This is a genomic window from Salmonella sp. SG203 (assembly GCF_013350575.1).
Lineage (GTDB): Bacteria > Pseudomonadota > Gammaproteobacteria > Enterobacterales > Enterobacteriaceae > Salmonella > Salmonella enterica.
In genome coordinates, this window is sequence record NZ_SNMT01000019.1 from 39,835 (window position 1) to 52,121 (window position 12,287).

A 12,287-nucleotide genomic window follows, 5' to 3' on the forward strand; every position below is an offset into this window, starting at 1 on the left:
GCATCCCATTATGAGAGTTATTGTAATGCGCGCAACAGCGCATCGTTGTCGGCGTTATCAGCGACCTTAATATCTTGCCAGCCCAGTTCCCGGGCGAGGTGCGCCAGACGCTCACTGACGACCAATAGCCGACAGCGTAGTAACCAGTGCTCACGATACCACTGGGGAGTCAGCGACCAGAGCCGTTGCAACATCTCGCCGCTAGTAACAACAAGCGTTGTTACGCCGCGAGTATGCCAGCGCATCGCTTCTTCCGCGCCATCGTAATGTTTCGCACATCGTTGATAACATTCACAAAAACTGACTTCGGCTCCGCGAGCTGTCAGGGTTTCGCCCAGCAGTTCGCGGCCGCCATTGCCACGCAAAATCAGCGCGCGTTTGCCCGCAATATTTTGTAATTCAGGTAATTGTAGCAAGGCTTCGCTGATTTCCCGATCCAATGGATAACGAATATCGAACCCGCTAACGGTATGAAGGGCGAGCGCCGTGGTGCGGCCAATCGCGAAATAGCGCGGCGACGCAGGCCAGTTTCGACCATCCCGCTGGAGCTGGGCGTGAGCAAAGGCGACAGCGTGCTGTGAAAGGGCAAAAACCAGATCGTTTTCCGTCAGCGTCGCCAGGCGGTCGGCCAGAGTGGGTAGCTCCCGACCAGCGACAAATTCAATCAGTGGAAAACTCCAGGCCACCTGCCCCAGTGCGCGCAGACGGCTCACTAACGCTTCCCCTGCGGGAGAGGGGCGGGTGATCAGAATACTCATGCGGGCGTCTCGCCGTTATAAACTTCCGTCAGAATCGCGCGCGCGCCGTTTTCCAGCAGTTCCTCTGCAAGCGAGATGCCCATTTGCTCCGCCTGCTCGGGAGAACCACGACGTTCGCCGCGCACCATCACCGAACCGTCCGGCGCGCCAACCAGCGCGCGTAGCCAAATTTCACCGTTGATGATTTCTGCATAGCTGCCAATCGGCACCTGACACCCGCCTTCCAGGCGGGTGTTCATAGCGCGTTCCGCCGTTACGCGCAGCGCGGTTTGCGAGTGATTCAACGGTGCGAGCAGCGCCTGCGTTCGCGCGTCGTCAAGACGACACTCAATCCCGACGGCGCCCTGGCCTACGGCAGGAAGCGAAACGTCGGGCGGCAAGGCTGTGCGAATGCGCGACTCCAGACCTAAGCGTTTCAGACCGGCCACGGCCAGGATAATGGCGTCATAGTCGCCGTTGTCCAGCTTGCCGAGACGTGTGCCGACGTTGCCGCGCAACGAACGGATAATGAGGTCCGGACGGCGTTCCGCCAGTTGACACTGGCGACGCAAACTGGACGTCCCGACGATACTACCCGCGGGCAGATCGTCCAGACTGTGATATTTATTCGAGACAAACGCGTCGCGCGGATCTTCGCGCTCGCAAATAGTCACCAGACCGAGGCCGTCCGGGAAGGCCACCGGAACGTCTTTCATAGAGTGCACGGCGATATCAGCGCGTTTTTCCAGCAGCGCGATTTCAAGCTCTTTAACAAACAGTCCCTTACCGCCCACTTTCGCCAGGGGAGTATCGAGAATCACGTCGCCGCGTGTGACCATCGGCACCAGTTCTACCGTCAGTCCCGGATGGGTTGCCATCAATGCGTCTTTGACATAATGTGCCTGCCAAAGCGCAAGGGGACTTTGGCGTGTGGCAATTCTTAAAACATTGTCTAACATGCTTGTTACCGTCATTATCAATCATTGACCATCCTAACATCCTTATAGAGAGTATGTTAGTTTTCCGGTCACCGTGAGTGAGAGGATAAGGCGCAGTGTCGTCAATGACAGTGAATAATGACGAGAAACCGCCAGCCCGTATTTAAGAATTTACACGCAGCGAACGGTGCTACACTTGTATGTAGCGCATCTTTCTTTACGGTCAATGAGCAAGGTGTTAAATTGATCACGTTTTAGACCATTTTTTCGTCGGTATTAGATAAAAATATGCAGACGAGAAAGGGTAACGGTTATTTTTGACATACGGTTTATCCCGAATGGCGACGGTCAAGTACTGACCTGCACCATGACGGGTAGCAACATCAGGCGATACGTCTTGTACCTCTATATTGAGACTCTGAAACAGAGACTGGATGCCATAAATCAACTGCGTGTGGATCGCGCGCTTGCTGCCATGGGACCCGCTTTTCAGCAGGTTTACAGTCTTCTGCCGACATTATTGCACTATCACCATCCACTGATGCCGGGTTACCTTGATGGTAACGTTCCCAGCGGTATTTGCTTCTACACGCCTGATGAAACCCAACGCCACTATTTGAACGAACTTGAGCTGTACCGCGGTATGACGCCGCAGGACCCGCCGAAGGGCGAGCTGCCGATTACCGGCGTTTACACCATGGGCAGCACCTCCTCGGTCGGGCAGAGCTGCTCGTCCGACCTGGATATCTGGGTGTGCCATCAGTCCTGGCTCGACGGTGAAGAGCGTCAGTTGCTGCAACGTAAGTGTAGCCTGCTGGAAAGCTGGGCCGCCTCGCTTGGCGTTGAGGTGAGCTTCTTCCTGATCGACGAGAACCGTTTCCGCCATAACGAAAGCGGCAGTCTGGGCGGGGAAGACTGTGGTTCTACGCAGCATATCCTGTTGCTTGATGAGTTTTATCGTACCGCTGTGCGCCTGGCCGGGAAGCGTATCCTGTGGAGTATGGTGCCGTGCGACGAAGAAGAGCATTACGACGACTATGTCATGACGCTCTACGCGCAGGGCGTATTAACGCCAAACGAATGGCTGGATCTGGGGGGCTTAAGCTCGCTCTCCGCCGAAGAGTACTTTGGCGCCAGCCTGTGGCAGCTATACAAGAGCATTGACTCGCCGTACAAAGCGGTGCTGAAAACGCTGCTGCTGGAAGCCTACTCATGGGAATATCCCAACCCACGTCTGCTGGCGAAAGATATTAAACAACGTCTGCATGACGGTGAAATCGTATCGTTTGGACTCGATCCCTACTGCATGATGCTGGAACGGGTCACTGAATACCTGACGGCGATTGAAGATCCGACGCGGCTGGATTTAGTCCGCCGCTGCTTTTACCTGAAAGTGTGCGAGAAATTAAGTCGCGAGCGTGCCTGCGTAGGCTGGCGTCGGGAAGTATTAAGCCAGTTAGTCAGCGAGTGGGGATGGGACGACGCGCGTCTGACCATGCTCGATAATCGCGCAAACTGGAAAATCGATCAGGTGCGCGAAGCCCACAACGAATTGCTCGACGCCATGATGCAGAGCTATCGTAATCTGATTCGCTTTGCGCGGCGCAACAACCTCAGCGTGAGTGCCAGCCCGCAGGATATCGGCGTACTGACGCGTAAGCTGTACGCGGCGTTTGAAGCGTTGCCGGGTAAAGTCACGCTGGTGAACCCGCAGATATCGCCGGATCTGTCCGAGCCGAATTTAACCTTTATCCATGTGCCGCCGGGACGTGCCAACCGTTCAGGCTGGTATCTCTACAACCGCGCGCCGAACATGGACTCCATCATCAGCCATCAGCCGCTGGAATATAACCGTTATCTTAATAAGCTGGTCGCGTGGGCGTGGTTCAACGGCCTGCTGACGTCGCGAACGCATCTGTTTATTAAGGGCAACGGTATTGTCGACCTGCCTAAGTTGCAGGAGATGGTCGCCGATGTTTCGCACCATTTCCCGCTGCGCTTGCCTGCTCCGACGCCGAAAGCGCTCTACAGCCCCTGTGAAATTCGCCATCTGGCGATTATCGTTAACCTCGAATATGACCCGACGGCGGCGTTTCGCAATAAAGTGGTCCATTTTGACTTCCGTAAGCTGGACGTTTTCAGCTTTGGCGAAGAGCAAAACTGTCTGATAGGCAGTATCGACTTGTTATATCGCAACTCGTGGAACGAAGTGCGTACTCTGCACTTTAACGGCGAGCAGGCGATGATCGAAGCGCTGAAAACGATTCTGGGGAAAATGCACCAGGATGCCGCGCCGCCGGATAGCGTCGAAGTGTTCTGCTACAGTCAGCATCTTCGCGGTCTGATTCGCACCCGCGTGCAGCAACTGGTCTCCGAATGTATCGAGCTACGTCTTTCCAGCACCCGTCAGGAGACCGGTCGCTTCAAGGCGCTGCGGGTTTCCGGGCAGACGTGGGGGCTATTCTTCGAACGCTTGAATGTCTCGGTGCAGAAACTGGAGAACGCTATCGAATTCTACGGCGCGATTTCGCATAACAAGCTGCACGGGCTGTCGGTACAGGTGGAAACCAACCAGGTGAAATTGCCGTCAGTGGTGGATGGCTTCGCCAGCGAAGGGATTATCCAGTTCTTCTTTGAAGAAACGGGTGATGAGAAAGGCTTTAATATTTATATTCTCGATGAAAGTAACCGGGCGGAAGTGTATCACCACTGCGAAGGTAGCAAGGAAGAACTGGTGCGCGACGTCAGTCGCTTCTATTCGTCATCGCACGATCGCTTCACGTATGGCTCCAGTTTTATCAACTTTAACCTGCCGCAGTTCTACCAGATAGTGAAAACCGATGGCCGCGCGCAGGTGATCCCATTCCGTACGCAGCCTATCAACACCGTGCCGCCAGCAAACCAGGATCATGACGCGCCGCTATTGCAGCAGTATTTCTCCTGAGGATTTTCGCCCGGTGGCGGCTACGCCTTACCGGGCCTACAGTAAGCCGGATAAGCAAAGCGCATCCGGCAAATAAATCAACGAAAACTCACCTTTTCACCCGCCTGCTGTGTTGCCGCCTGCTCCAGTAGATCCCAGAAGGTTTCGCCGCTGCGATCGCAAATCCACTCGTCGCCTTTCAGATCGAAATGATAGCCGCCCTGTTTGGTTGCCAGCCACACCTGGTGCAGCGGCTCCTGACGGTTAATAATGATCTTACTGCCGTTCTCAAAGCTGAGGGTCAGCACGCCGCCGTTGATTTCGCAGTCGATATCGCTGTCGCCGTCCCAGTTATCGAGGCGTTCTTCAATGGTGAGCCACAGGGCGTCAGCCAGGCGATGAAATTCACTGTCGTTCATTGTTTTATCCCGCTATTTAGTGATATCGCCAGTATAAGGGGAAGCGTCAGCTTCTGGAACCGATACGAATTACCGTTGTGAGCGGTAAAGGATAAAACCCAGCGGTAGATAAATGACGATAAATAGCGCACTGGTGATAAGTATGACGGACGCGTTAACCGGGAAATGGTTCAGAGCCGACAGCATTGCCACCATCAGCGCGACGCAGCCGCCGCAGAGGAGAAAATGCAACAGGATTAAGGGGGCGCGCGGCTTTGCTTTGATATCCAAAAGAGCGCTAAGCAGACCGAGTACCGCGCTTATCGTCAGAACCCCGGCAGCTTCAACACCGTTTATCGTGCCGTGCATAACGCTTTCAACAATGACGTAAATGCATGAACCGATCCCCACGCCCCGAAGGGCGTTTTTCAGATGTTTATTCAAACGCGCAAAACGGTTTAGCGGCGTCATTTTTGGCATTCCTGCGCCTGCGTTATGATGATGATGTCTTTATTGTTGGTGTACATGACGTTCCTATTCAGAGTATGCGTCTTATCCGGGCAGGGGGATGCTGTTCGGTAAAGCTGGCTGCCAATCCACGTATAAACTAGCGGTTGTCATACGCAAAACGCTCGGTGACTTTTAGCGGCCCATTGATGCTAAAGACATGAATACCCTGACCTTGCTGGCTATCACGCATAAAATAGCCGTGCTCTTTTCCGGCGTTAATTTCCCGGTTCAGGAAGGGGGTTGCGCTATCCAGTTCCAGCCCTGAGTTGCCGGGTTAATCAATGAATTGGGTAATCGACGCAGGCGTTTGAAATTCACCTCCGGCAACGAAAGATTGTTCTCCTCTTCTGGCTGGAGATAAACCACGCCGCTGCCTTGCCGTTGATAAACATTGTGCGGAGATTCACTCAGCCGACATCCCCAGGCGGGAGGCAGCAGAAGTGAAAGCGAAAAAAGGCAAAACAAATTACGATATTGCATAAGGTCATCCGGACGTGGTACGTAAACCTAAAGTGATTAGCAAAGCATGTTCCCTGATGTAAATGCGCAATAATCATGGCAACGCGCCGCTTTTCAGATTTTATAAAGAGCCCCTAAACGCTTGCTTTTACGCCTTCTCCTGCGATGATAGAAAATAGAAAGCATGAACTTACAGGCAATCCATAATGAAAAACGTGTTTAAGACACTCGCTGTACTTCTGACTCTGTTCAGCCTGACGGGCTGCGGTTTGAAAGGGCCGCTTTATTTCCCGCCAGCCGATAAAAATGCGCCGCCGCCGACGAAAAAAGTCGATTCGCAAACGCAGTCCACGATGCCCGATAAGAACGATCGCGCAACGGGAGATGGCCCGTCCCAGGTCAATTACTGAGGATAGTTTTCTGTCCCCGCGTGAACGGAGTGAATGATGCAATTCTCTAAAATGCATGGCCTTGGCAACGATTTTATGGTCGTCGACGCGGTAACGCAGAATGTCTTTTTTTCGCCGGAACTGATTCGTCGGCTATCCGACAGACACCTGGGCGTAGGGTTCGATCAGCTGCTGGTGGTTGAGCCGCCCTATGATCCTGAGTTGGACTTTCATTACCGCATCTTCAACGCCGACGGCAGTGAAGTCTCGCAGTGCGGCAATGGCGCGCGCTGTTTCGCGCGATTTGTTCGCCTGAAAGGGCTAACCAATAAACGCGACATTCGGGTCAGTACCGCGAATGGCCGGATGGTACTGAGCGTCACGGAAGATGAACTGGTGCGGGTGAATATGGGGGAACCAAACTTTGAACCCGCGCAGGTGCCTTTTCGCGCCAACAAAGCGGAAAAGACGTATATTATGCGAGCGGCGGAACAGACCATACTGTGCGGCGTGGTTTCAATGGGTAATCCGCACTGTGTCATTCAGGTTGATAACGTCGACACGGCGGCCGTTGAAACACTGGGGCCGGTTCTGGAAAGCCATGAGCGTTTTCCGGAACGCGCCAACATTGGTTTTATGCAGGTTGTAAGACGTGAGCATATCCGGCTGCGAGTCTATGAACGCGGCGCAGGGGAGACCCGCGCGTGCGGCAGCGGCGCGTGCGCTGCCGTTGCCGTGGGGATTCAGCAGGGGCTGCTGGCTGAAGAAGTACGCGTGGAATTACCGGGCGGTCGGCTGGATATCGCCTGGAAAGGTCCGGGTCATCCGTTATACATGACTGGTCCGGCGGCACATATCTACGACGGATTTATCCATTTATGAAGCAACCAGAGGAAGAACTACAGGAAACGCTCACGGAACTGGACGATCGAGCGGTCGTCGATTACCTGCGCCACCACCCTGAGTTTTTTATCCGTAACGCCCATGCCGTGGAAGCGATGCGTGTTCCACATCCCGTGCGGGGAACGGTTTCGCTCGTTGAGTGGCATATGGCCCGCGCGCGTAATCACATCAATGTGCTTGAAGAAAATATGACGCTGCTGATGGAACAGGCTCATGCCAATGAAAGCCTGTTTTATCGCTTGCTGCATCTGCAAAGCCGTCTGGTCGCCGCGGATAGTCTGGATGAGATGCTGATGCGGTTTCACCGCTGGGCGCGCGATTTGGGGCTTGCCGGCGCGACGCTGCGTTTGTTCCCGGATCGGTGGCGTCTTGGCGCGCCATCGCGCTATACGCATCTGGCTTTAAACCGTCAGGCCTTCGAGCCGCTGCGTATTCAACGACTGGGACAGTCGCAGCATTATCTTGGCCCGCTAAACGGCCCGGAACTGCTGGTGGTCTTGCCGGAGGCGAAGGCTGTAGGCTCGGTAGCCATGTCGATGATGGGCAGCGATGGCGACCTCGGGGTGATTCTCTTCAGCAGCCGTGACCCGCACCACTATCAGCCGGGGCAGGGGACGCAGCTTTTACAGGAGATCGCGCTGATGCTGCCGGAACTGCTGGAACGCTGGATTAAACGCGTATGACGGATGTCGCGCTTTCTCAGGATGTCTCGCGGTTCCTGCGCTATTTAGGCGTGGAGCGCCAGCTTAGCCCCATTACCCTGCTGAACTACCAGCGTCAGCTTGATGCCATTATCGCTTTAGCCGGAGAAACCGGGCTGAAAAGCTGGCAACAATGTGACGCTGCGATTGTGCGCAGTTTTGCGGTGCGCAGTCGGCGCAAAGGGCTTGGCCCTGCCAGTCTGGCGCTACGTCTCTCGGCATTGCGAAGCTTTTTTGACTGGTTAGTCAGTCAGGGCGAATTGAAAGCTAACCCGGCGAAGGGCGTCTCCGCACCGAAAGCGCCGCGTCATCTGCCGAAAAATATTGATGTCGACGACGTTAACCGCCTGCTGGACATCGATCTTAACGATCCGCTCGCCGTACGTGACCGGGCGATGCTGGAGGTCATGTACGGCGCGGGGCTGCGTTTATCCGAACTGGTTGGCCTGGATATAAAGCACCTCGATCTCGATACCGGAGAAGTGTGGGTAATGGGTAAAGGCAGCAAAGAGCGACGCCTGCCGATTGGCCGTAACGCGGTGACGTGGATTGAGCACTGGCTGGATCTGCGCGGCCTGTTCGCCAGCGATGAAGAGGCGTTATTCCTGTCGAAGCTCGGCAAGCGTATCTCCGCGCGCAATGTCCAAAAACGGTTCGCCGAATGGGGCATAAAGCAGGGGCTAAACAGCCACGTGCATCCACATAAGCTGCGCCATTCGTTCGCGACCCATATGCTGGAATCGAGCGGCGATCTGCGCGGCGTGCAAGAGCTGCTGGGTCATGCCAACCTTTCCACCACCCAAATTTATACTCATCTTGATTTTCAACATCTTGCTTCAGTGTACGACGCGGCGCATCCGCGCGCTAAACGGGGGAAATAATGCGTTTTTACCGGCCTTTGGGGCGTATTGCCGCGCTCACCTTTGACCTGGATGATACCCTTTATGATAACCGTCCGGTGATTTTGCGTACTGAGCAGGAAGCGCTCGCTTTTATGCAAAATTATCACCCGTCGCTACGTTCGTTTCAAAACGTCGATTTACAGCGGATACGGCAGGCGGTGCGTGAAGCGGAGCCGGAAATCTATCATGACGTTACCCGCTGGCGTCATCGCGCGATAGAACAGGCCATGCGGGATGCGGGATTATCGGCGCAGGAGGCCATTGCCGGCGCGAATGCGGCGATGATGCATTTTGCCAAATGGCGCAGCCAGATTGAGGTTCCGCAGGCTACCCATGAGACATTACAGCAGCTTGCGAAAAAATGGCCGCTGGTGGCGATCACTAACGGCAATGCCCAGCCGGAACTGTTTGGCCTCGGCGATTACTTTAAGTTTGTACTGCGCGCCGGCCCGGATGGGCGTTCCAAGCCGTTTAGCGACATGTATTTCCTGGCGGCGGAAAAACTGCATGTACCGATCGGCGAGATCCTGCATGTCGGCGACGATCTGACTACCGATGTGGCTGGCGCTATTCGCTGTGGGATGCAGGCCTGCTGGATTAAACCTGAAAATGCCGACCTGATGCGGACGCAGGACAGCCGTTTACTGCCGCATATCGAAATTTCGCGGTTGGCATCTCTCACCTCGCTGATATAATCACCAGTAGTTCTGTATAAATTCCCAGTTATTCTGGCGGATGGCGTTATGCTTATCCGCCCTACGATAAGTAGCCCCGGTAAGCGAAGCGCCACCGGGCGTTTTTAGTTTTCATGTTTTTACGCGGCGGTGCCAATGGACGTTTCTTACCTGCTCGACAGCCTTAATGATAAACAGCGCGAAGCGGTGGCCGCGCCACGTAGCAACATGCTGGTGCTGGCGGGCGCGGGAAGCGGGAAAACCCGCGTGCTGGTGCACCGTATCGCCTGGTTACTGAGCGTAGAAAACAACTCGCCATATTCCATCATGGCGGTGACCTTTACCAATAAAGCGGCGGCGGAAATGCGCCATCGTATTGGCCAGTTGATGGGGACCAGCCAGGGCGGAATGTGGGTAGGGACGTTCCACGGTCTGGCGCACCGCCTGCTGCGCGCGCATCATATGGACGCTAATTTGCCGCAGGATTTCCAGATTCTCGACAGCGAAGATCAGATGCGTTTGCTTAAACGCCTGATTAAGGCGATGAATCTTGATGAGAAGCAGTGGCCGCCGCGTCAGGCGATGTGGTACATCAATAGCCAGAAAGACGAAGGGCTACGCCCGCACCATATTCAAAGCTATGGCAACCCGGTGGAGCAGACCTGGCAGAAGGTGTATCAGGCCTATCAGGAAGCGTGCGATCGCGCTGGTCTGGTGGATTTCGCCGAGCTACTGCTGCGCGCTCATGAACTATGGCTGAACAAGCCGCACATCCTGCAACACTATCGCGAGCGGTTTACTAACATCCTGGTGGACGAATTCCAGGATACCAACAACATTCAGTACGCCTGGGTTCGTCTGCTGGCGGGCGATACCGGTAAAGTGATGATTGTCGGCGACGATGACCAGTCGATCTACGGCTGGCGCGGGGCCCAGGTAGAGAACATCCAGCGCTTCCTCAATGATTTCCCCGGCGCGCAGACCATTCGTCTGGAGCAGAATTACCGCTCGACCAGCAACATCCTTAGCGCGGCGAACGCCCTGATTGAAAACAACAACGGGCGTCTGGGCAAAAAGCTGTGGACTGACGGCGTTGACGGCGAACCGATATCGCTGTACTGCGCTTTCAACGAACTGGATGAAGCGCGCTTTGTGGTTAATCGTATCAAAACCTGGCAGGACAACGGCGGCGCGCTTGCGCAATGCGCCATCCTTTATCGCAGCAACGCCCAGTCGCGCGTGCTGGAAGAAGCGTTATTACAGGCCAGTATGCCGTATCGGATTTACGGCGGTATGCGCTTCTTCGAACGCCAGGAGATCAAAGATGCGCTCTCTTATCTGCGTTTGATTGCCAATCGCAACGATGATGCCGCCTTTGAACGCGTGGTGAATACCCCGACGCGCGGCATCGGCGACCGCACGCTGGACGTGGTGCGCCAGACCTCGCGCGATCGCCAGCTAACATTGTGGCAGGCGTGCCGTGAGTTGTTACAGGAAAAAGCCCTGGCCGGGCGTGCGGCCAGCGCGCTACAACGCTTTATGGAACTGATCGACGCCCTGGCGCAGGAAACCGCCGACATGCCGCTGCATGTGCAGACTGACCGGGTGATCAAAGATTCCGGCCTGCGCACCATGTATGAGCAAGAAAAAGGCGAGAAAGGCCAGACGCGCATCGAAAACTTAGAGGAACTGGTGACGGCGACGCGGCAGTTCAGCTACAACGACGAAGATGAAGATTTAATGCCGTTGCAGGCCTTCCTCTCTCACGCGGCGCTGGAAGCGGGCGAAGGGCAGGCCGATACCTGGCAGGATGCGGTACAGCTGATGACGCTACACTCGGCCAAAGGCCTGGAGTTTCCACAGGTGTTTATTGTCGGCATGGAAGAGGGCATGTTCCCCAGCCAGATGTCGCTGGATGAGGGCGGGCGTTTGGAAGAGGAGCGTCGTCTGGCCTACGTCGGCGTTACCCGTGCTATGCAGAAACTAACGTTAACCTATGCGGAAACGCGTCGTCTGTACGGTAAAGAGGTCTACCATCGCCCGTCGCGTTTTATCGGCGAGTTGCCGGAAGAGTGCGTGGAAGAGGTACGTCTGCGCGCCACCGTCAGCCGTCCGGTGAGCCATCAACGAATGGGAACGCCGCTGGCGGAAAACGACACAGGCTACAAACTCGGCCAACGCGTGCGCCATGCGAAGTTCGGCGAGGGAACTATTGTCAACCTGGAGGGCAGCGGCGAGCATAGCCGGTTGCAGGTGGCTTTTCAGGGGCAAGGGATCAAATGGCTGGTTGCCGCGTATGCGAAGCTGGAAACGGTTTGACCGGCTCTCATATTGCCGGGTGGCACCTCTTATCCGGCCTACGCGCTGGCTAACATTTTGATTTGTAGGCCGGATAAGGCGAAGCCGCCATCCGGCGATATATTGATGTTAATATTCTGAAATCATAGATAAATACTCTCACTCTGCTAACCTTTCTGCATAAGGGGAAATTATTGCTTTTTCGCGTTTCGTTGCGTGTTGACGGCAAATTTTTGCTGGCGTAACATGCGCCCACGATTACGCTAAGAGGACATTCGCCTTGGACACACCCAGTAGATACTGGCTCATTATCCTGTCATCCAGGATCAACTCCTAAGGCTATCCCTTTTTGCTGATAGCCTTAGCGGTTGTCAGCGACCTTTCATTTTTTCCCGTCGCGTTGAGTCAGGCTGTTTAATGGTCTGAAACCCAATTTGTTTCTGTGTGCCCATCTG

The 12,287-nt window shown here is 55.0% G+C and carries 13 protein-coding genes and 1 pseudogene; 8 read left to right on the plus strand and 6 right to left on the minus strand.

The window, feature by feature from the left end:
* Window positions 1-17 precede the first annotated feature (17 nt).
* Window positions 18-758 carry a uroporphyrinogen-III synthase gene (hemD, locus tag HV477_RS21150; protein ID WP_000025495.1) on the minus strand — a complete coding sequence of 247 codons (741 nt, stop codon included), beginning with the start codon at window positions 756-758 and terminating at the stop codon, window positions 18-20.
* Complete coding sequence (gene hemC, locus HV477_RS21155; RefSeq protein ID WP_001521319.1) at window positions 755-1,696, minus strand: hydroxymethylbilane synthase; 942 nt, start codon at window positions 1,694-1,696, stop codon at window positions 755-757. The genes hemD and hemC overlap by 4 nt, the downstream gene beginning before the upstream one ends.
* Before the next feature lie 376 nt (window positions 1,697-2,072).
* Between hemC and cyaA the strand changes: the two genes are divergently transcribed.
* Window positions 2,073-4,619 (plus strand): class I adenylate cyclase, encoded by a 2,547-nt coding sequence (gene cyaA, locus HV477_RS21160; protein ID WP_000281718.1) that lies wholly within the window; start codon window positions 2,073-2,075, stop codon window positions 4,617-4,619.
* Between the two features lie 77 nt (window positions 4,620-4,696).
* Here the strand turns inward: cyaA and cyaY are convergent, their stop codons facing one another.
* From cyaY to HV477_RS21175, 4 genes and pseudogenes are all read right to left on the minus strand, one after another.
* A complete protein-coding gene (gene cyaY, locus HV477_RS21165) occupies window positions 4,697-5,017 on the minus strand; it encodes an iron donor protein CyaY (RefSeq protein WP_023215728.1) in 321 nt (106 codons plus the stop codon).
* Window positions 5,018-5,086: 69 nt separating this feature from the next.
* Window positions 5,087-5,476, minus strand: a complete 390-nt coding sequence (locus HV477_RS21170; RefSeq protein WP_001125565.1) for a DUF3021 family protein — start codon at window positions 5,474-5,476, stop codon at window positions 5,087-5,089.
* Window positions 5,464-5,765 (minus strand): annotated as a pseudogene (locus tag HV477_RS28525) (hypothetical protein); the annotation flags it as partial. The pseudogene HV477_RS28525 and the gene HV477_RS21170, both read right to left, overlap by 13 nt.
* The gene (locus HV477_RS21175) at window positions 5,735-5,986 is read right to left on the minus strand and encodes a hypothetical protein (RefSeq protein ID WP_001621231.1); all 252 of its coding nucleotides are present in this window, start codon (window positions 5,984-5,986) and stop codon (window positions 5,735-5,737) included. The pseudogene HV477_RS28525 and the gene HV477_RS21175, both read right to left, overlap by 31 nt.
* Before the next feature lie 185 nt (window positions 5,987-6,171).
* On the opposite strand from HV477_RS21175, the gene HV477_RS21180 reads away from it, so the two are divergent.
* From HV477_RS21180 to ysgD, 7 genes are all read left to right on the plus strand, one after another.
* Window positions 6,172-6,375 (plus strand): lipoprotein, encoded by a 204-nt coding sequence (locus HV477_RS21180; protein WP_000799903.1) that lies wholly within the window; start codon window positions 6,172-6,174, stop codon window positions 6,373-6,375.
* A 36-nt stretch (window positions 6,376-6,411) separates the two neighbouring features.
* Entirely contained in the window at window positions 6,412-7,236 is an 825-nt protein-coding gene (gene dapF / locus HV477_RS21185; RefSeq protein WP_001160671.1) for a diaminopimelate epimerase, read from the plus strand.
* Complete coding sequence (locus HV477_RS21190) at window positions 7,233-7,940, plus strand: DUF484 domain-containing protein (protein WP_000812760.1); 708 nt, start codon at window positions 7,233-7,235, stop codon at window positions 7,938-7,940. The genes dapF and HV477_RS21190 overlap by 4 nt, the downstream gene beginning before the upstream one ends.
* Entirely contained in the window at window positions 7,937-8,839 is a 903-nt protein-coding gene (xerC, locus tag HV477_RS21195) for a tyrosine recombinase XerC (RefSeq protein WP_000132874.1), read from the plus strand. The genes HV477_RS21190 and xerC overlap by 4 nt, the downstream gene beginning before the upstream one ends.
* Window positions 8,839-9,555 (plus strand): 5-amino-6-(5-phospho-D-ribitylamino)uracil phosphatase YigB, encoded by a 717-nt coding sequence (gene yigB / locus HV477_RS21200; RefSeq protein WP_001213560.1) that lies wholly within the window; start codon window positions 8,839-8,841, stop codon window positions 9,553-9,555. The genes xerC and yigB overlap by 1 nt, the downstream gene beginning before the upstream one ends.
* 135 nt (window positions 9,556-9,690) lie before the next feature.
* Window positions 9,691-11,853, plus strand: coding sequence for a DNA helicase II (gene uvrD, locus HV477_RS21205; RefSeq protein ID WP_000383436.1), 2,163 nt, complete (start codon window positions 9,691-9,693; stop codon window positions 11,851-11,853).
* 259 nt (window positions 11,854-12,112) lie between these two features.
* Window positions 12,113-12,169: a YsgD/CorL family protein gene (gene ysgD, locus HV477_RS28250; RefSeq protein WP_212723238.1), complete on the plus strand. Its 57-nt coding sequence runs from the start codon at window positions 12,113-12,115 to the stop codon at window positions 12,167-12,169.
* Window positions 12,170-12,287 lie beyond the last annotated feature (118 nt).